This is a genomic window from Wolbachia endosymbiont (group B) of Villa cingulata (genome assembly GCF_964028285.1).
Classification (GTDB): Bacteria; Pseudomonadota; Alphaproteobacteria; order Rickettsiales; family Anaplasmataceae; genus Wolbachia.
This window is the reverse complement of sequence record NZ_OZ034766.1, coordinates 879,470-900,755: the sequence shown is the minus strand read 5'-3', so window position 1 is coordinate 900,755 and position 21,286 is coordinate 879,470. Positions and strand designations below refer to the sequence as shown.

14 protein-coding genes and 1 tRNA gene are annotated in these 21,286 nt (G+C 34.8%); 8 read left to right on the top strand and 7 right to left on the bottom strand.

Translation table 11 applies throughout. From position 1 onward, the window contains the following. Nucleotides 1-6: 6 nt before the first annotated feature. From ABWU52_RS04635 to ABWU52_RS04615, 5 genes are all read right to left on the bottom strand, one after another. Nucleotides 7-1,263, bottom strand: coding sequence for a protein TolB (locus ABWU52_RS04635; protein WP_353277727.1), 1,257 nt, complete (start codon nucleotides 1,261-1,263; stop codon nucleotides 7-9). Between the two features lie 446 nt (nucleotides 1,264-1,709). Beyond that, entirely contained in the window at nucleotides 1,710-3,344 is a 1,635-nt protein-coding gene (locus ABWU52_RS04630) for a ribonuclease J (RefSeq protein ID WP_353276401.1), read from the bottom strand. A gap of 169 nt (nucleotides 3,345-3,513) precedes the next feature. Beyond that, nucleotides 3,514-4,632, bottom strand: a complete 1,119-nt coding sequence (gene dnaJ, locus ABWU52_RS04625) for a molecular chaperone DnaJ (protein ID WP_353276400.1) — start codon at nucleotides 4,630-4,632, stop codon at nucleotides 3,514-3,516. Between the two features lie 82 nt (nucleotides 4,633-4,714). After that, nucleotides 4,715-4,792: transfer RNA gene (locus ABWU52_RS04620), tRNA-Arg, on the bottom strand. A gap of 852 nt (nucleotides 4,793-5,644) precedes the next feature. Beyond that, on the bottom strand, nucleotides 5,645-8,731 hold the full coding sequence (locus ABWU52_RS04615; protein WP_353276399.1) for a phosphoribosylformylglycinamidine synthase subunit PurL: 3,087 nt from the start codon (nucleotides 8,729-8,731) through the stop codon (nucleotides 5,645-5,647). 108 nt (nucleotides 8,732-8,839) lie between these two features. On the opposite strand from ABWU52_RS04615, the gene ABWU52_RS04610 reads away from it, so the two are divergent. The 3 genes from ABWU52_RS04610 to fumC all read left to right on the top strand — a co-directional run bounded on the left by ABWU52_RS04610 (nucleotide 8,840) and on the right by fumC (nucleotide 14,789). Further along, a complete protein-coding gene (locus ABWU52_RS04610; protein ID WP_353277725.1) occupies nucleotides 8,840-11,590 on the top strand; it encodes a PD-(D/E)XK nuclease family protein in 2,751 nt (916 codons plus the stop codon). A 214-nt stretch (nucleotides 11,591-11,804) separates the two neighbouring features. Then, the gene (locus ABWU52_RS04605; RefSeq protein WP_353276398.1) at nucleotides 11,805-13,208 is read left to right on the top strand and encodes an ankyrin repeat domain-containing protein; all 1,404 of its coding nucleotides are present in this window, start codon (nucleotides 11,805-11,807) and stop codon (nucleotides 13,206-13,208) included. A gap of 192 nt (nucleotides 13,209-13,400) precedes the next feature. Then, a complete protein-coding gene (gene fumC / locus ABWU52_RS04600; RefSeq protein ID WP_353276396.1) occupies nucleotides 13,401-14,789 on the top strand; it encodes a class II fumarate hydratase in 1,389 nt (462 codons plus the stop codon). Nucleotides 14,790-14,809: 20 nt separating this feature from the next. Here the strand turns inward: fumC and ABWU52_RS04595 are convergent, their stop codons facing one another. Continuing rightward, nucleotides 14,810-16,201, bottom strand: a complete 1,392-nt coding sequence (locus tag ABWU52_RS04595; protein ID WP_353276394.1) for a hypothetical protein — start codon at nucleotides 16,199-16,201, stop codon at nucleotides 14,810-14,812. 230 nt (nucleotides 16,202-16,431) lie between these two features. Here ABWU52_RS04595 and ABWU52_RS04590 point away from each other — a divergent pair, with 230 nt between their 5' ends. Further along, nucleotides 16,432-17,469, top strand: coding sequence for an IS5 family transposase (locus ABWU52_RS04590; RefSeq protein WP_353276237.1), 1,038 nt, complete (start codon nucleotides 16,432-16,434; stop codon nucleotides 17,467-17,469). A 128-nt stretch (nucleotides 17,470-17,597) separates the two neighbouring features. Here the strand turns inward: ABWU52_RS04590 and ABWU52_RS04585 are convergent, their stop codons facing one another. Next, on the bottom strand, nucleotides 17,598-18,878 hold the full coding sequence (locus ABWU52_RS04585; RefSeq protein ID WP_353276392.1) for a hypothetical protein: 1,281 nt from the start codon (nucleotides 18,876-18,878) through the stop codon (nucleotides 17,598-17,600). A 143-nt stretch (nucleotides 18,879-19,021) separates the two neighbouring features. On the opposite strand from ABWU52_RS04585, the gene ABWU52_RS04580 reads away from it, so the two are divergent. Genes ABWU52_RS04580 through ABWU52_RS04565 form a run of 4 tightly spaced genes read left to right on the top strand, consistent with a single transcriptional unit; the run spans nucleotide 19,022 to nucleotide 21,279 of the window. Further along, a complete protein-coding gene (locus ABWU52_RS04580) occupies nucleotides 19,022-19,663 on the top strand; it encodes an HAD family hydrolase (protein ID WP_353276390.1) in 642 nt (213 codons plus the stop codon). After that, nucleotides 19,663-20,136 carry an RDD family protein gene (locus ABWU52_RS04575; RefSeq protein ID WP_353276388.1) on the top strand — a complete coding sequence of 158 codons (474 nt, stop codon included), beginning with the start codon at nucleotides 19,663-19,665 and terminating at the stop codon, nucleotides 20,134-20,136. The genes ABWU52_RS04580 and ABWU52_RS04575 overlap by 1 nt, the downstream gene beginning before the upstream one ends. Before the next feature lie 53 nt (nucleotides 20,137-20,189). Beyond that, complete coding sequence (gene bfr / locus ABWU52_RS04570; RefSeq protein WP_353276386.1) at nucleotides 20,190-20,666, top strand: bacterioferritin; 477 nt, start codon at nucleotides 20,190-20,192, stop codon at nucleotides 20,664-20,666. Between the two features lies 1 nt (nucleotide 20,667). Beyond that, nucleotides 20,668-21,279: an SURF1 family protein gene (locus ABWU52_RS04565; protein WP_353276384.1), complete on the top strand. Its 612-nt coding sequence runs from the start codon at nucleotides 20,668-20,670 to the stop codon at nucleotides 21,277-21,279. Nucleotides 21,280-21,286 lie beyond the last annotated feature (7 nt).

The following is a 21,286-nucleotide window of genomic DNA, read 5'->3' as shown; positions in this document are numbered from 1 at the left end:
CTACTTTCAAAAATAAGACCAATCTGGTAAAGAAGCATTCGTTGGAGTAAAAACCATTTTTTGATTTTTCTTTACTAAATCTACTAAATATAATTTAGAGTTGCTTGGTGATTCTGCGTTAGTAAAGATAATTTCTCTGCCATTTGGTAGCCATGCCGGAGATTCAATTTTATGTCCCTCTGAAAGCAAGCGCTCTTCTTTGCCATCTGGCTTCATAACTCCTATGTAAAATTTTCCTGACTGAATTTTTGTAAAAGCTATCAGATCTCCTTTTGGCGACCAAACAGGTGTAGCATATCTTCCATTTCCAAAACTAATTCTCTTGGGTTTTTTGCTTTTTTTAGTGAAATCTATGATATATAGTTGCTGACTTCCACTTATATCAGAACTAAAAACCATGTACTTTTGATCTGGAGACAAAGAGGGAGAAGTACTTATAGCTGAACCTTTAGTAATTTTTTTTGTTCGTTTACTGCTTAAGTCTAGAGATAATATATTTGTTTCACCACTCAATGAGTGGGAAATAAAAAGAGATTTACCATCAGGAGAAAATCTTGGTGCAGAAATAACTCCTTCAAATGCGCTGATTATTGATTCAGTGTTATCTTTTAAATTTTTTAATATTATATAACTTTTACCATTTGTGTATGAGATATAAACAATACCCTTTCCATTTGGTGAAAATCTTGGTGTTGACACAAATTTCTCACCATTTGTTAAGTACTTTATATTACTTCCATCTTGATTCATCACAGCAATTTTACGGACGGATTTGTAATTGCTATCTTTTTCTTCAGCGATATATGTAATTTTTGTATTGAAATGCCCTTTCTCACCAATCAATCTATCATGTATCACATCTGAAACAAGATGACTAATTTTCCTCCAGTCTTTTGCTAGAAAAACAACCGACTGAGTAAGTAATTCTCTGTTTGTAAAGCTGTCAGATAAACGAAAAGATAGCTCTAAATTTCTGTTTGATACTTCACTTAAACTTACTGTGACTACAGTATCGCTTTTCCAAGACTCAACTTTCGTGTTACGTTTCACATTAAAGAAGCCACAATTAGATAGATTTGTTTCAATTACTTTTGTGATGCTTTCACTTAGCTCACTTTCCACTTCTGTCTTGCATGCACATTTAGATACAACAAGATCAATATTACCAATATTGCTTTTTTTTATATCAACATATAAAACAGCTTTTGTGGAATAAGGAATAAATAACGAAATAAATAACACCAGTTGAACGAATAGCTTCATTAGATTTCTTGCATTACCTCCTGTCATCTCAGCAAATAGCTTACTTTTGAAGTTAAACTGCATGACAGTAGAGTAAATCAATTTCTGCAGTACTTGACACTGGAATCCAGAAATTTGACTGCAAGTAAGTGCACTGAGGTGGCAAGCATAAAAGTAGCTGTTTTATTCTAAAATAAACGTCTTTGACAAGGTTGCATGAAAAACTGGATTCCAGTGTCAGAGCACTGGGATGACACCCTACTGGTGGAGATTGCTCTAAAACTATAATGTTTGCCTGGGCGTTGAGATGGCACCCTTCTGGTAGATTCAAATCACAATGTTTGTATAGTTGTGTGATCTGACACTGATTTTTTTTTACGGATTCCAGTATTGCATGCTGAAATAACATCAAAGAATACATTGTTAACTTCTTACTCAAATAATGGTTAATAAAAAGAGGTATATTTCTATACCTGTTCTATCTGGACTTCAATTATAGGTCTTTTTAGTAAATATTCTTTTAAGATACTAAATATTGAGCTCTCAATTTTATTTCTTATTTTTTTTATCGGCTGTGAGTCAAATGCTAACTCAACCTTCTTTATGATCTTTTGCATAATGGCTGCATCTTTTTGCGCTTCGAAAACACCAGGTGCAAATACTTTTGGCTTAGCAAGCAGTTTATTTTTCTTGTTTACAACTGCTGTCACTACGATAGCTCCGGCATCTCTCATTCTCTCACGCATTTTTATAACGCTGCATTCTGGATGACGGAGTAACATACCATCAATACCAAAGTAGTTGACATCAATGGAGCTAACTTTTTCCCCATTTTCCAAATTAACAATATCACCTGGTGCAATCATTATTGCTTTTTTCACACCGCACTCTTTAGCAAACTTTACATGTGCATCCGTATGAATATACTCACCATGAACCGGAATAGACATCTTAGGTTTTATCAAAGAATACATTTCCCTTAGCTCTGCTTTTACTGGATGTCCGGAAGCATGAACATTCTCTGTTTTTTCAGTAATAACTTCTACTCCCATCTCAATAAAGGCATTGAGTATGTTATGTGCACGAGTTTCATTGCCAGGAATGATTTTTGATGAAAAGATCATGGTATCACCTTGCTGCATTTTAAATGCTTGATGACTCTTAGCGGCAAGTCTTGCGGTAGCTGCCAGTGGCTCACCTTGACAACCTGTGCAAAGTAGCACCAGCTTTTCCCTTGGAAAATTTACTGCCTCCTTTGCTTCTAGAAACTCAGGAGAATCAGTTAAATAACCACTATCCTGCGCAACTTTCACTATTCTCCATAAAGATCTGCCAAGTAAAACCACTTTTCTATTTAGTGCTTGTGCAGCTTTAGCGATAGTCTCAATTCGCGCCACATTTGAGGCAAATAGCGATACAGCAATCAATTTTTTAGACCGCTTTATTATATTGTAAATATTATCATAAATTTCACTTTCTGATTCAGGGTCGTGTTTGCTCAGTATGTTTGTTGAATCACAAATTGCTGCAAGTAGATCACCTTTATCGCCAATTTCTTTTAAACGCTCTATATTAGAAATTAATCCAACAACAGGTTTTGGATCAAATTTCCAGTCCCCAGTATGAAGTGCACTACCTGCTTCAGTGCTAATTAATATTGAATTTGCCTCAGGAATTGAGTGAGTTACATTTATAAACTCAACGGTAAAAGGACCCAAATTTATGCTGCCATTTATGTCTACCTCTTTCACAGGTACCACACCTTCCAATCGAAACTCCTTTAGTTTCTCCTTGAGAAAATTGACTGTAAACTTTGTTGTATATATGGGACATTGCAAATCTTCCCACAGATGAGGCACTGCACCACAGTGATCTTCATGTGCATGTGTAATTATTATTCCAAGCAAATCTTTTTTTCTTTGAGCAATAAAATCTACATCAGCAACGAGTAGCTCAACACCTGGCATAGTTTCATCTGCAAAACCGATACCAAGGTCGATCATAATCCACTTGCCTTGATAATGATATAGGCTAACGTTCATCCCAATTCTTCCTACTCCTCCAAGAGGAAGAAATAAAAACTCATTTTTGTTTATGTTCATTAATTTTAAATTATTAAAATGCGAGGATAGCAAAACTTCGACCTTAAATAAAGGAATTTATCACTTTTGCATAACTTAAAAAAATCTTTTCACTAAAAGAGAAGGCTTTCAAATTGGTAAAAAGAATTAAGTGTAGACAGCTACCTCTTTATATCATTTAGCAAATTTCTCATTTTTTTTTTACTTTTCCAAAGAATCCTTCAGATTTCTGCTCTACACTTTCATGTTCCTCTTCCTCAAGCGCTTTTAATAGCTCAATCTGCTTTTGGGTTAAATTCTTTGGATTTAAAGTCTCAACTATTACCTGTACGTATAAATCACCACGAGCATGTGAGTTCATATATGGCATACCCTTTTCCCTACAACGTAGTTTGGTACCAGTTTGAGTGCCTTCAGGGACCTTTACTTTTATTTTAGCTCCATCAATTGATTGAATATCGATTTCACCACCAAGTACTGCTAGTGTCATTCTTATAGGCACTTTACAGTGTAAATCTGCTCTATTGCGAGTGAAGATCTGATGAGTAGCTATTTTCACACATACGTATAAATCTCCGCTTTTTCCACCTCTTGCTCCAGCTTCTCCTTTACCACTGACCCTTACCTTAGCTCCTTCTTCTATGCCTTTTGGAATTGAAACGGAGATATTTACTTCATCTCTTTTACGCCCACTTCCACCGCATTTCTTACATTTATTTTGTATTATTTCTCCTTCCCCATAGCATGTAGTACACGTTCTTTCAATGGTAAAAAAGCCCTGTTGAGTTCTAATTCTACCGCTTCCCTGGCATGTGTTGCACTGAACTGGTTTGATTGCTCCTTCGCTACCTGTGCCTTGACATGTATTACATTTTATATTTGTCACATAATGTATAGGTGCTTGTATTCCTTTAAATGCATCTTCTAAGGTGATTTTAAGGTCGTAGCGCAGATCTGCTCCAGATACTCCTGTTGTACTTCTTTTTGTTCTTGACCTACTTGTACTGCCGCCGAATCCTCCACCAAAAAAATCGTTAAATATATCGCTAAAATCCCCTCCAGCTTGGCTGAAATCAAATCCACCGGAAGCACCATCGTGACCATAACGATCATAACCTGCTCTTTTTTCAGAGTCAGATAGAACTTCATATGCAGCTGTTACTTCTTTAAATTTTTCCTCTGCTTCCTTATTACCAGGATTTCTGTCAGGATGATATTTTAATGCTAGTTTTTTATATGCTTTTCTTATCTCGTCAGTACTAGCATTTCTGCTCACTTCTAGCAGATCATAGTAGTCTTTTTTGTTCATATATAATAGCTCAGTATTTTACCTTTAAAGATAGGTATTACACATATGAATTTCAAGTATGACCTCTATTTCCTATAAAATATGGTGCACCCTGAGCGACTTGAACGCCCGACCTTTTGATCCGTAGTCAAATGCTCTAATCCAACTGAGCTAAGGGTGCTTGCACAAAGTTGACTTTAACAGATTTTATAGCTTATTTCAATTGGTTTAGCTAAAAATAAAACTCTTATCATGTATGAAACCTGTAAGAAATTGTACTAGCTCTCTTAAAGGATAACTTAAGTTAACAGTTTCCAATTACTTTGATTTTAGAACCGCTATCCGAATAAGAGCTTTTCACATTATACTGCCAAGCTGCTAACAAATAGCGGAATGACGGTTATAGTTAAATCTAAACTATTTTGGCTATATCAGAAGACGGGTTATGCAGAAACCTTAAAATACTTCTTGCTTGCCAAGGAGAATAAATACATTCCTACAAACAAGCAGATACTCAATATCGATGCATAGGAAAACTTAAAAATTAAATCTTTAATATATCTTGATAAGCATTTACCTGCAGAAATTTTGTATAGTAGTCCAACACAAACAATCGTACTATCAATGACTGATGCTATAATTAAAGTGATGAAATTTGCCATATGAAAATTCAATTTGGACTTTAATTTTTTTAAAATAACTATGCTTGAGAGAAGAGAGACTAGAATTGCAGTATATGAAACCAATATTACCAAACTAAAATTTTGCAATTTAAAAAGACAGCATATCACTGTACACACTATTAAGCTGTAAGTAGCTTTGCTTCTACCATGAAACTCAACCATTGAGTTTACAACTAAAGTAGCTCCCACAAATAAGGTAGCACATATCATTAATTTATTTGAAGTGTTAAGTAAAGAAAGACTGATAAGCAAGAGTATTGATAAAATGGACATAATCACCTACCCAAATTTAATAACATGCATTTATTTTAATCAGACATTACACATAATGAAAAATTTGTCTAGCGTAATCAAAAGTTATTTAAACTAGTACCTAAGTCTTTCAAATCTATTCTTATAATATCCTTTATATTGAGAGCTTTCTCCTTTGTCACTTTTCCAATACATGAAAAAACTATACCTTTAAACAATTTTTCAAACTTCCGCTGATTTTGCGGGGCAATGGTTACTAATATTCTACTTTGCGATTCAGAAAACATTATTATCTTGTTTATTATGTCTGTATTTTGTGTTTTTCCTATTGGTACTAGTGAAAGATCAATTTCAGCACCAAGGTCTCCTGCAATTAGCGATTTTGCCAGAGCAATAATTAAGCCGCCTAAGTTTGGTGCAATTGCAGAGACAATTATGCCATCTTTTATTGCCTGGTTGTAACGTTCATACAACTTCCTAGCGCTCTTTGCATTAACTTTTGGCACGTTGTTATTATCTATTCCACTATATAACTGATATTCAGATCTACCAAGCTCATCGTGGGTTGTACCAAGCACATATATCAAGTCCCCTGGCATTTTCACATCAAGCGATACCGCATTTTCAATATTGTCTATAACTCCAATTGCTGAAATGAGTAATGAAGGTGGTGCAGATATCATCACTTTCTCGCCATTTTCGTCATATCCCTTGAAGTCATTGAACATACTGTCTTTTCCGGATATGAATGGCGTTTTAAATGCAGTTGCAAAGTTGTAACAAGCCTCTGCAGCTCTCTTTAGTTGCCACAATCTTTCTGGATTATAAGCATCGCACCAGCAAAAATTGTCGAGCAACGCTAGATGATTTATATTTCCTCCTGCAGCTACGTAGTTGCGTATTGCAGTGTCAATTGCACATGCTGCCATGTGATAAGTGTCAATTTCTCCATAACTTGAGCCAAATCCCTGCGATTTTACAACACCTTTGTTTGAAGAAAGGACTGGCCTCGAGACAACAGCTTCACTGCACACTCTTCCCTTGCCTTGCAGTGGTTTCAGTATTGACGATCCTTGAACCTCATGGTCATATTGCACCACTATAAACTCTTTGCTGCGTATGTTTGGTCTGCTTAGCATTTCTTTTAGTGCAAAGGTGTCATTCCAGTGCTTGACACTGGAATCTATCTCAAGCTCAACTCTGCCATCGCACGTATTTTGACATAAAGTTTTAGATTTATTTGCAGACAAAGCCTGCTGGATTCCAGTGTCAAGCACTGGGATAACAGGAGAGAATTCTGGAATGACAGCGTATGGGTTAGATTTTCCAGACCATGGCTTTGTTTGTAAATGCACTTTGGGATTACCGTCATGCAGAAATTCAGTTTCGATGTCCATTATTACTGCTCCTGGGGGACATTTAACAACGGCTTTGCCACTTTTGTTGAATTCTCCAATTACACAGACCTCCACATCATGTGTTTTCATGATTTGCTTAAACGCAGGAAGATTTTCTTCTGGCACTGCTAAGGTCATTCTCTCTTGTGATTCTGATATCCATATTTCCCACGGAGCCATACCATCGTTTTTAAGGAGAACCTTGCTCAAATCAACTTCAAATCCGTCTTTTCCCATTTCACCAATGGACGATGATAGACCGCCTGCTCCATTATCCGTTATTGCATTATAAAGACCAAGATCTCTTGCTTTTACGACGGCGTTGGATAATTTTTTTTGTGTTATAGGATCACCAATTTGCACAATTGTTGAAGGGCTGTTTCCCGACAATGCCTCTGAAGAAAAAGTTGCACCGTGAATTCCGTCCCTTCCAACTCTTCCACCAATAATTACGATTTTATCACCGTTTTTGGGTTCTTTTATGTGTGAAGGTGCATTATTTATATTCCGTGGAATAATTCCGATGCTTCCAACAAAAACTAATGGCTTTCCACAGAATCTATCGTCAAAGTATACCGATCCAAGTTGCGTTGGAATACCGGAGCAATTACCAGCAACATTAACACCGTGAATCACTTCTTTCATTATATATTTTGGTGGTAAGATTTTATCAGTACGCTCTTTATCTCTATAAAGTTTGCCTTTTGATTCTTTGGCAAAGCAAAAGTAATAAGTATTCATGATAGGTTCTGCACCTTTGCCAAAACCGACTATATCTCGATTAACTCCAAGCACTCCAGTCATTGCTCCACCGAACGGATCGAGAGCTGAAGGACTATTGTGAGTTTCAACTTTATCTACAATCAAGTAATCGTCATCAAAAATTACTCCTCCTGCGTTGTCGGAGAAAACTGACACGCATATGTTAGAATTTATCTCACGCGTTGCACGCTTAATATAATGAGCATATAGACCGTCTTTTATTTCATCAATAGGGGAGCAAAAAATATTGTGTTTACAATGTTCAGACCAAGTCTGTGCCAGAGACTCAAGTTCAATATCATATGGATTTCTACCGAGTTTTTTAAAGTAATCCTTTATAGCTTTCATTGCTGCCAGCGAGAGCCCTAAAGTGCCATTACCATCGATTCCATCTCTGCTGATTTTTTCAAGCTCTTGGTCACTTACATTGAGTTTAACAGATTTTGCTCCATTATTACCTGGTGTCATCCCAGTGCTTGACACTGGGATCCATTCTTTTTTTTCCTGGTCACGCGCTGTAATGACACCAGGTGGGGTATTTGGTTTACTGTAATACTTCCAATGGCAATTGCCGTTTTCTTTATAGACAAGTGTGCAATATTCAGTAATAGGATTGAATTCCTGTTTTATGTCATCTTCGGTTGGAAAACCTCCTTGACTTAGAATCAATTTTGAACTTCTTGCCTTGATAGAAACACTTTCATCAATGTGGCCTTTGCTCATTAGATATTCTCTAACAATTTGTTTTGCCGTGTTGCCTACGTTATCGGTCATGCCAGGTAAAAAGCTTATCTCCAAGCCCCACTTTGCTTGTGATTCTATGAAGTTATATTGAACTTCTTCAAGGTTTTCATTGTAGGAATAATAACGACAGTCTTGTATGACTTTATTATAAAATAGCCCACAAATTTCTTCATGTAATTTTGATGGTAATTCTTTGCTTATGTAAATCAAGTAAACATTAACTACCCTTCTGCGGCCAACTTGTTCACATTTATTAAAAACTTCTATTCTGATGTTTGCCATGTAATATTGTGAAAGACTTTAATATATCATAGCATAAGAAACTGCGGGCACATTTATATTTTAAATAATTTCTATACAATAAAAGTGTTGTATTAATTGTTACTGTTAGTGGGAAGAGTTTTTACTGTTAATGTGAATGAGTCCCTTTTTGATGTTCTGGTTCAGCACATATTTTCTGAATATGAAAGAAAAGAAATTCCTGAAATAAAGATCATACTTCCCTGCAAGAGGGGTGTGATAGCATTACTGAGCGCATTCAAGAGTTGCAGCGCTATAATTTTGCCAGAGATAGTTTCACTAGAGAATATTGATGAAGAAGATTTAATATTAAATCTTGATAGAGTTAAAGTTATCAACCCAACAAAGAGAACGCTGCTACTCATTCAATTCATATTGGAGTGGAATAAAAAAAACAATGATAATTTTCCGATTGATTTGGCTTATAGCTTGCCATCACTATTTCAATATATACAAATAGCGGATTATTATCAGTTCGATGAGCACTCAAAGAAAATAGAGAATTTTATAAACTTACTTGTCAAAACTTGGGGTAACACTTTAAAAGGCCTGGGAGTAGTAGATATACTAGAACATAAAAGTGACTACATAAACAATATAATAGCCTCTTTGCAGAAAGATCAACATATAATCTTTGTTGGAATTGGAAAGGGTGAAATCTACAAGTTATTGATTAAAGCTATATATGACCTACCACTTGGAAAGATAATTTTACCTAACCTGAATCTGAGAATTAAAGAAAAAGACTGGAAGTCACTTGATAAAAAACACCATCAACATTGCCTGAAAGATCTACTCGATTATTTAAATGTAGATAGGAGGAATATTATCTGCTTGAACACTGTGAATAACGAAATTATTGATTACGTCTTCGATACAACTGCTGATCTGAGCGAAGTTAGTAGTGGATCAGTTGAAAATATTGAAGTCATCACTTGTGATTCCAGAGAGGAAGAAGCACAGGTGACGTCACTAATTATAGAGAATGAAGGTTATGAAAACGTTTCTTTGGTTGTCTTTGATAAATTACTTGCAGCTCGTATAGCATGTTTATCAAGGCAACACAGTGCCATACCGGAAAATTATCCTTATATAACACTCCTACTTTATAGTATCGAAGTTTTGACCTCAAATTGGAGCAATGTGTCATTACTTTCGCTCCTTAAACATAGGCTAGTGACTTTTGATTACACTCAAGAAGAGTACGCTCGTGTTTTATCTGAGTTTGAGATAGAGATATTACGTAGCTTCAGTGCGAACGGCCGAAGCAGTATTATAAATGCTATTAATGCCCGCGAAAAGCTAAAATATAAAGAGGATATATTGGTTATTATCAGTAAGTTAGAGGCTATACTTAATCTTTTACTTAACTCTATAAATTGCCCTATTTCTGATGTGGTGGCAACTCATTTGCAGTGTATTAATATATTATCTGGTATAAATTTTTCAGAGCTAAATAGTGAAATAGGTAATTTTACTCGTGATTTCTTAAATGCATGTGACGGTATAGCAATTGAGTGTTCCTTAGAGTTATATAGTCAAATCCTGATATTATTTTTAAAAAGGAAGTTTTTTTCTCCAGAAAATAACTTTGATAAATTTAGCTTATATCAAAATAAAGTTGTAATACTTGCTGGATTTAATGATATACCAAATTTTCAGAATCCGTTTTTGAGTGCACTGAATAGAGAAAAATTTAACCTTCCTTCTGTGCAAGAAGAGCAAGGGTGCTTTTTGTATACTTTGCGCAATTTATTTGGTGCCGGCAAGGTTTATATTACGAGGCTAGTGAGTGATAGAAAATCAATTCTATTGCGCCGTTTGGAGGTTCTGTTACAAGAACCAAAATATCCTTATCGCAATTGGCTAAGAATATTAAATACACCTGAGTGCATTGTTCCATGTACTCAGCCTATGCCAAAACCTCAAGCCAAAGTCAGAGAAGAAAAAATGCAAGTGATGTCTTGCAGTGCGGTAGAAAAACTGATTCGTAACCCTTATTCATTTTATGTTGAATACATACTGAACCTTAGACAGTTGAAAGACTTAAATTTTAAGCCATCGATATTGGAGTTTGGCACTATGGTACACAATATTTTTGCAAGATATTTACGCAACGAAAAGTCGCTGATGAGTATTGCACGAGAAATATTCTCGTCTAATCGATTCCACTTTTCAAATATGTGGTGGGTAAGGTTGCAGAGGATAATTCAATCTTTTGTTGAGTTTGATAGGACTGGAAACAATCAAGTTGAGTTGGAGAAGAGCTTTTCCTATCCGATATTTCATATTCCAGCGCGTGACACACAACTGCGCGGATGCTGTACAACTTCCACTAAGAAGAAGGGTGTCATCCCAGTACTTGACTACTTGGATCCAGAAAATTTGATTGCAAATGAACACACCAAACAATTGTGTAATAAGAGCTGGTCAGATACTCGAATGACAGAAGAAATTTTATTGACAGCAAGATGTGATAGAGTTGAGTATCTACCAGGCGGGCAAGTAGCAATTATAGACTATAAACTTGGTTCACCACCTTCCAATGAGGAAGTTATGTCAGGATTTTTCCCGCAATTAATTTTACAAGCTTTAGCAGTGGAATACACAACAAAAAAAGAAGTCTCGGAGCTTGCTTATTGGAAACTTGATTATGATAAAATAAAGGTTATTGCTTTGAAAGATTATAGACAAAAAATGCATGAGTTTCAGAATATTCTACCAGATTTCTTATCTAATTATTTAAGAGATACTACTCCCTTCATTGCCTCTCCTTATTTTGATAAATTCCTGAGATTTAACAGCTACAAACAACTAGAAAGGATAGGGGAGTGGTTATAAATTATATCTCCTCTCATCCAGATCAAAATAGCTGGTTGTACAGCTGGTTTACTAAGTGCAGTAGGAGAATTACTAGATTGTGATATAGACTCATCTTTGCTAGACTCAAATAACCATAAAAAAACACTAAAAAGTGATTCAATCAATTTTAGCCATTAAAGCTTGAATAGTGGCTAAAATAGCTTTAAATTGTATATTATTTTAGGAGGGGTATATGCCATCACAAGAACAGCTAAATGCGCAGCTAATTAATGCTGCTAAAAAAGGACAGCTAGATTTTGTGCAGCAAGCTATAAAGGGTGGAGCAATTGTTAATTCAACGGATCACTCTGGAAGAACCGCTCTAATATGGGCTGCTAACAATGATCAACTAAAGATAGTACAATACTTGATAGAAGAGGGAGCAAATGTTAATGCGGAATATGCGGGAAACATAACTGCTCTAATTCATGCTGCTGCCCGTGGTCATCTTCAGGTAATACAACTTCTAATGGCAAATGGAGCTAATCTTAATGTGAAACGTAAATGTCAATTCCCTGCTCTAACATATGCTATTATAAACGGCCATAAGGAGGTAGCAAAGCTTCTAACTAGATGTCATTTAATAGCTAATCTTGATATGTCAATTCCTCGCTTGCCTGATCCTACTTGGATACCAGAGTTATCATCTTATTGGTATGACTGTAAGGATGAACTTAATAAAATGAAGGAAGAAGATAGTGAATTATATAATTTTCTTGTAAGTAAGAGAATTAATGAACAGGTAAGAATTTGGAAAGAGAGTGAGACAATACAAAATATTTCACAAGATAGATTAAATATAGAATACTCAATCTATGCTAAAGATTTAACAGGTAAAATAGAATTAGTGATATTTTTTCTTAACAACAGGGAAATAATCAATTCTTTATCGCGGTGTTATAAGGTAAGAATTCAAACAATTGATCAGGTAAAAAGGCTACTTGATCATTTCACGAGAGAACATGTAGAGCTTGAAGTAGAAATTGTTCCAGCACAATTAAACTTTAATACTCAAGAGTTACAACCCCCTAAACTAAAAACATTATCATTTGCACAAATGATTAACAATCATGCAGGATTATTTTCAGCTGCCAAAAATGGTCAATTAGAAACAGTAAGATACCTGATAGAAAAACAGAAAGAAGATATTAATTCAACAGATCACTATGGCAGAACTGCTCTAATGTGGGCTGCTGGAAGTGGCTATTTAGAGGTAGTAAAGTACCTGATAGAAACAGCAAAAGCAAATGTTAATGTGAAAGATGGCTATGAAAACACTGCTCTGAATTATGCTACTAGAAACGGGCATTTAGATGTAAAAGAATATCTGAAAAGTCATATACAAAAAGAGCTACGGAAGAAATACGTCTGCATTGGTGTGAGTGGTACAATAGGTTATGTTGCAGGTATGACAATATCATGTTCTGCGGGAGCAGCGATTGCAGTTTGTGTAGCATCAGCTACCATTAGTCTAGCGTTAGGTGCAATTTTTGGTTATACAATTGTAGAAGTAAAAAAAGAGAAAGCAAACACAGGTATAGCTTCTGCGCTTAAAGATGTTTTCACTATTCAAGCTCTAAGTAGAATAGCCTTGTAGAGAATGAAAGTAGGTTTATTGCTTAAGGTTGCATGATTGCCTTAATAACAATAAAAAAATAATAGAAGCAAAAGATATGGCTTGAAAGTTTTCTAAGGTCTTCACTAAAAATGTCTCAGCTTGACACTGAAATACAATTTGATTTAATTAATTCATATATGTAGGTAACGTCAAGCACTAGAAGGAGGAAATATGGATAAAAAAATTAGAATAGAATCAGATAGCTTAGGAGAAGTAAAAGTACCAAGTGAACATTACTGGGGAGCGCAGACTCAACGTTCTTTGGAAAATTTCAAAATTGGTACAGAGAAAATGCCAGAGCCCCTGATTAAAGCGCTAGCAATAGTAAAACTTGCAGCAGCACGTGTTAACATGAAACAGGGTAGCATAGATAATAGAGTAGGGGATGCAATCTGCACAGCGGCACAGGAGGTAATAGACGGTAAATTTAATAATCAATTTCCGCTTGTTGTTTGGCAAACCGGGTCTGGAACGCAGACCAATATGAATGTGAATGAAGTGATCAGCAATCGTGCAATAGAAATTTTGGGCGGTGATTTAGGTAGTAAGTCTCCAGTGCATCCAAATGATCATGTAAACTGTGGTCAGTCATCAAATGACACTTTTCCAACAGCAATGCATATAGCAGTAGCAGAACAAATAGACCGCTTGCTTATTCCCAATCTTGAGGAATTATATAAAGCGCTAAATAATAAGGTTCATGAATTTAAAGATATAATAAAAGTAGGACGTACTCATCTGCAAGATGCAACTCCTCTAACACTTGGGCAGGAATTTTCTGGATATACAGTTCAGATTCAAAAGGGAATAGAGAGAGTAAAATCAACTCTAAGCAATGTGTATGAACTTGCACAAGGTGGCACCGCGGTTGGCACGGGAATCAATACTAAAAAGGGTTTTGCTGAGGATTTTGCTAAAGAAGTAGCAGAAATCACTAATCTTCCGTTTATTTCAGCAAAGAATAAGTTTGAAGCACTGGCAGCAAACGATGCTTTAGTTGAGCTCAGTGGAGTACTCAATACAGTAGCAGTCAGTTTGATGAAAATTGCAAATGATATAAGGTTACTTGGTTCTGGTCCAAGATGCGGAATTGGAGAAATAATGTTACCAGAAAATGAGCCTGGCTCTTCAATCATGCCAGGTAAAGTAAATCCAACTCAATGTGAAGCGGTGACTATGGTATGTGCTCAAGTTATAGGAAATCATGTTGCCGTGACAATTGGTGGCTCAAATGGTCACTTTGAATTGAACGTGTTTAAGCCGGTGATAATTTACAATGTTTTGCAGTCTATAAGACTTTTAGCTGATGCAAGTTTAAATTTTGCAGAGAAATGCGTAGTTGATATTAAAGCAAACGAAGAAAGAATAAAGGATTTACTAAATCAGTCGTTAATGCTAGTTACTATATTAAATACGCATATAGGATATGACAATGCAGCAAAAATAGCGAAGCTTGCTTATAAAGAAAATATCACTCTAAAAGAAGCAGCAGCAAAACTTCAACTGCTCACTGAGGAGGAGTTTGAAAGGATAGTGAAACCAGAGGAGATGGTAGGTTAAACTACCACCTTTTTTTGTCCCTAGTTATTGTGGTAATATGTATGGAACTTTGCTGGTTGCTCTACATATACCTCTTCTAAATCACTTAGAGCGTGGTCATTGTGATTAAAGCCATATCTCTTAACCATTTCATCTAGTGTAACAGAGCTTAGAGAGAAACTGAACTCTGGCAATGGATTCACATTTGAGGATTGCAGACTAGTTAATGGCTCTCCGCCATTTATTTGAGAGTCTAGGAAAGTTAGCTCACCTTCCAGGCTAGTATGTTCTTCTGGCACTGAACTATCATTAACTATTGAATCTTCTGGTACTATATTGCAGAATTGATTATGGAATTCAGCAAAACCCTCAAATGAAGGTACTGATATGCATTGGCGCTTTGCTGGTGGCTCCACTGTGCATATTTCTTCTAATTCACATTCTGTAAGACTATTATACGCTGTAAAACATAAGTCTTGTGATCGCTGTTTTCCAGTTATTGAACGAATTATTTGGCTATATAATTGATTCTCTTCAGCTCTTTTTCTTTTGTTTACTAACGGTTCATTTTCATAAGAAAAGTCTGATCTACTATCAAATGTATGTTCAACAACTGTTTCCTCGAATGCAGGAGTTATAGGAGATAAATTTAACTCTGGCAAATCATCCACAATTGAGGATTGCAGACTAGTTACTCCATTTATCAAATAGTTATAATATTCTGGGGATAATTGCTCACCTTCTAGGCTATCTGATATATTATCATTCGACGTTAAACTACTACTAACTGTCGAATTTTCTGTTACAGTATTGCAGAATTGATTATCGAATTCAGCAAAACCCAGAAATGGAATTACTGTTTGGCTACATGATTGATCCTCTTTGTCAGAAGAAAGTTCTAGTCTAGTATCAAATTGATGTTCAACAACTGTTTCCTTGAACGCAGGAGATATAGGAGAGAAATTTGCTGCTGGCAAATCATCTCTGTTTTGTACTAACGGTTCATTGGAGTTTTCAGTACTTAAGTTGCTTGAACTCTCTTTATTGCTTAAGTAAAAATTCTTTAGGACAAGCTTAGCTTTGACAGTTGATTTTGTCTCTAAATTTACTTTATAATCTTCTTTTTGCTGGGGATTCAGTTGATTAAATAGAATTTTAAATAAAGTCAATGTGGGATGAATACAATCGAGTGTATTGAAAGCAAACTCTTGAGGTAACTGATTAAAGATAGAAAGTGCTTCTTCCTTGTCTAGTCCATTTAGTATGCCGGACATAGCTGAAGAGCTTTTAGGCTTTGCTTTACAATGCCTTATATATTCATTTTTATGGTTAGTGGTAAGATTATTGAATATCTTTTTAAATTTATTTACTTGTCTATAAGAAGTAAACTTGTCTAAATTTTTCACCACTTCGTCGCTTATACTACCATGCATTTCTTTACCACCATCAAAGTTAATATATTAATATTATATGAACTTTGATGACAAAATCAATATAAAATATTTAAAAATTAATTATTTTTATAATAAAAACAGAAAATCTATAATTTTTTTTATTTTCCTGATTTGTGTCTGTTTTGCTTTCTATAGCTAACCCAAATTAGGTTTACCGAAGCAAATTTTATGAATAATTTAAGTTAGCGTGTGACGTTGGAATGGCTTTGTTGCATAGGTCAAATAAAAAGAACTGGCAGTTACTGACAAAATTCACTATAAGACAAGCATTTAACCTACTAAAGAAAAATATGCCACAAAAAATGAGAGTCAGTAACTGCCATGAATATAACAAATTTCTCCAAGAGAGGGGAAATATTTTTTATTACGTCAATGATGCCATAGAAAATTGGTACGAAAAAGGTCCAAAAATGGCTGGTGGCAACTATATTTATAGCGATAAGGTCGTGATTCTGGTTCACATAATAACTTGTTTATTTAGAATAGGTCTGAGACAAACAGCGGGATTTATAGCAGGGTACCTTGAGCAAGTAAGGAAAAACTTGCAAGTTATTAGCTATTCCCAGGCCTCAAGAAGGCTTAAAAAACTTAACATCAAAATTAATGATCGAAGACATGATAAAAATAATACAGAAGATATTGAGATTGCCATAGATAGTACTGGAATAAGCATCTACAATAATATTCCAGGTCATAGCAAGGCAAATGGTACAGATAGAAAGTATCGCCGCTATGAGCAAACAAGAAAACTGCATGTAATGCTAGAGATAGGTAGCAAAAAAGTTATAGCAGCAAAATACAGTGGCGGAGTTTATTCTGACCACTATGGAGCATGTGATCTTATTGCAAGGATTGATGTTAAATATAATATAAGCACACTATATGCAGACAGGGCATATAATCGAAAGAAGTTATACAAACTGTGCGATGAGCTTGACATAAAGACAAGGATTCCTCCGCAAAATAATGCAGTAGAGCATCCAAAGTTGGATTATATGGATGAGAGAAATTCTACAATCAAGCTCATAAAGTCATATGATGAAGATGGTATGAAGAGGTGGAAAAAAGAGATAAATTATGGGAAGAGATCTTATATAGAAAGTTTTTTCTCGCGACTGAAGCAAACATTTGGGTTTAGTTTTAGAAACAAATCTGAGGTTAATCGTGAGAGAGAACTGCTACTCAAGTGTTATTTGCTTAACAAATTTACTGATATAGGCATGGCTAAATTTGAGATAGCTTCATGAATTTATTCCACGTTACCTACTATCCGAAGAGTGATGCAACAAAGCCCGCTGGAATCAAGATTTTTAGCTATGGTCAAGCCATAGGATGACAAATTGGACCCCAGACTATGCAAGAAATCTAAGGCGAATTATCGTTTATGGTCTGTATTTGTTTTTTCTACTTTCGTGACAGGAGTTAACAATGGATTATCAATTTGCTTTAAACTTTCACTTGCGCTTTGGTCTTGATTTGAAAGGAGCTTATTTTGTTGTTGCCCTTCATCATTTGGCGTACTTTTTTGAGTAGTTCCTTTTATATCCTCTACACTCTTTTTATCTTCACCAAAAAGTTTTTTGAATATTTTCTTCAGAAAACGTACCAAAAAGCCTTCTTCTTTTTGATTTTCTTTCGGTTGAGATATATTTTTCTTTTCACTCAACTGAGATTTTTTATTATTAGATTTTTTTTCTGTAGCATTCCTATCCACTGAGACTTGTTTTAACGAAATTTCAGGCTTTTTGTTGCTAGGTTTATCTTTTATAGGATCTTTGCTTACTGAAGGTTGTAACTTAGTTACTGTATCTGTTTGAACAGAAATCTTTTTTTGTTCAAAGTTTTTATTTTCTGAAACAGCTTTTTCAGAAGTATCTGCCTCACTAACTGAGTCACGAATTTTGTCTGTTTGAACAGAAATCTTTTCTTGTTCAAAGTTTTTATCTTCTGAAACAGCTTTTTCAGAAGTATCTACCTCACTAACTGAGTCACGAATTTTGTCTGTTTGTACAGAGGTCTTTTCTTGTTTATTTTGATCAGAAATTTTGCCTTCTAATGTAGTTTGAGATTTTTTACTACTTTCAAACTCTGCAACTTTTTTACTTGTAAAAACGTCTTTTCCTTCGAATTTCTGTTTAAATCCAGCAATCTTTTTAAAATCTTCAGCTATTTTTTTGGCTGCACGATCCATTCGACCTCCAAGATTATGAATCAATTTTTTAATAATCTTCACTTCATCTTTACGCCCTTTTTGAGCTTTAAGCTCTCGGTGCAATTCAACAATAATTTTTACTTTATCTTCCAATGAAGAATTTTCTGGAAAAACATCTTTAAGTTCCCGATTCAATTCGACGATCTTTTCAAAATCTTTAGCTACTTTTTTAGCTGCACGGTTCATTCGATCTCTAAGACTACGATTTAATTTTGCAATAGTCTTAATTTTATCTTCTAGTGAAAAATTATCTGCTGCAGAAATATCTTTTAACCTTTTCTCGAGATTTTCTTTGGTTACTTGCCTTTTGTAAGCTTTAAGTTCCTGGCGGAACTCATTGATAATCTTCACTTTATCTTCCAGCGACGTACCTTCTGGAAAAGCACCAGCAAAGACATCCTTGAATTTCTTCTCAATATCTTGTGTATCTTTAAGCTGTGTCATACCTAACTAAATAAAAGCTTATACTAAAATTAGTATATTAGTTAATTATGTAAAAATGGTTAAGACACAAGGAGCACCTCATTTATGCTTTTTTCATCAAAATATCATTTACTTATTAGCTTAAAATACGTAACAATATAAAAATGAAAAATAGCCCATTAGCAGTAGTATTTGATTGGGATAATACCTTAGTTGACACTCAAGATAATATTTCTAATGCCATTCAGCATACCTTGGATTCAATGGGGTGCAGCAACAAAGTTGCTGATAGAAACTCTAATGAATCAAGAAAGAGCTACATGGTCAATTTGTTTGGTGATAAGTGGAAAAAAGCGAACCAGATATATCAAAAATACCTAGATAATGCACTGTTACAAAATATTACTCTGAATGAAGGAGTAGAGAAAATGCTGCAGACACTGAAAAGCCACAATATTTACCTAGCGATAGTTAGCAATAAGAAAAATACTAATTTACGTCAAGAAGTTGCCTATTTTAAACTAGATTCTTACTTTGAAAGAGTAGTTGGCTCATGTGATACTGCAGAAGATAAGCCATCTGCAACTCCACTGCTATTTGCACTAGAGGAGAGTACGCTACCTGTAAATAGAGAAAATGTGTTTTTTGTTGGTGATAGCATCACAGACATTCTATGTGCACAAAATGCCAATTGCTTACCTATTATATACGGCCAATCAATAAGCGGTTATGAAGATTTGTTATATTTTCAACATTTTAATAAACTTACAGAATTCATAGTAAAGTATTTGAAAGATAGGTGGTAATGACAGAGATCGCTAGTGTACACAGGCGCTTTTGCGCATATTTAATAGATGTAGCAATTTTATTAATTCCAACCTTACTAATTGTGTTGTCATTAGGGGATTTTCCATTAATTTTACACCTGTCATACATGTGTATAAATTGTGGCTACTTTACATATTTTATATCTTCAACAGCTCAAGCAACTCCTGGTCAACAGTTAATGAATATATATACTATCACTTTAGATAGTTCTAAAATAGGTTTGAGCTTAGCATTTGATCGCACTATCTCTCAGTTTTTTCTTCCTATGCTAAATAATTCAATTATCACCTTTATCAAACTTTTTCAAACATCAGTAAATGCTTTAAGTACACTAGAAGTGATTATAGTGATGCTTACCTTCAGTTGGTATTTAGTTGCTTGCTTCTCTCAGAGGAAACAGGCATTTCATGATGTGCTATTTGGTACAATTGTTGTGAGAAAAATGAATTGATGTGGCCTTGATTGTTATGTAGATTAGATTGGTATATTAGCTAAAGGAAGGTTATGAATAAAGAAATAGTAGAACATTTAAATAAATTACTTACAAATGAGCTGACTTCTGTACGCCAGTATCTTTTGCATTTTGCGATTCTTAAAGATAGCGGAATTAATAAACTTGCAGAAAAGATGAAAAACGAGCTTAATGAAGAACTTGAGCATGCAAATAGGCTAGCAGAAAGAATTTTACTGCTTAAGGGCATGCCAAATTTTCAAGATACAAATCAAATCTCAAAGTATGACGGAAAGTTCACAAAAGATACAATACAGAAAATCTTAGAAGATAATTTAAAGTTAGAAGAAGAAGGCATAAAGGGCATCAGAGAGGCAATTTCTGTTGCTGAAAAAGAAAAGGATGTGATTAGTGTAATGTTATTAGAAGGACTACTGAAAAATGAGGAAGAGCACTTACATTGGATCAAAGGACAGGTTGACCTTATTGAGCTTATGGGTATTGAAAATTACTTGAGAACACAAATATAGAGTGTTAAGAAAAACAGTATTTATTTTCATTATACCTTTTTTACTTCTTTTTTCACTCGGGTTATGGCAGTTATTTAGATTGAGCTGGAAGAATAATATTATCAAAAATATGGATCTTCCAGTTATTCATCTACTGCCTAGTGATAATCTTTCAAAGTTTAACTACAGAAACGTTAAAATCGACGGAATTTTAAGTGATATAGAACTATATGTTTTCGCAGGTCAACGTGGCTATCATGTGCTGTCTCCTATATTGCTTACCACTGGACATTACATGTTAGTGAATAAAGGAATAGTTAGAGAAAAAAAAGAAGAAAAAGCAAAAATTGAAAAAGTAGCTTTGAGTGGAGTTTTATATTGTGATGGTAGCAAAAATTGGTTTATCAAAAATGATATTGCTTCAAATACGTGGTTTACCTTAAGTACAGAAGAAATCTCCAATGATCTAGGTATTAAGCTAGAAAAATGTATATTGTGGCAAGACAATTTTGGTGGAAAATTGACTATACAGCCAATTAAGCATTTGGAGTATGCAATTACTTGGTTTGCACTTTCCTTTATTTGTCTCATTATGTGCGTATTTTACTGTAGGCAAAATAGATATAAGTTGTAGGGAGGTA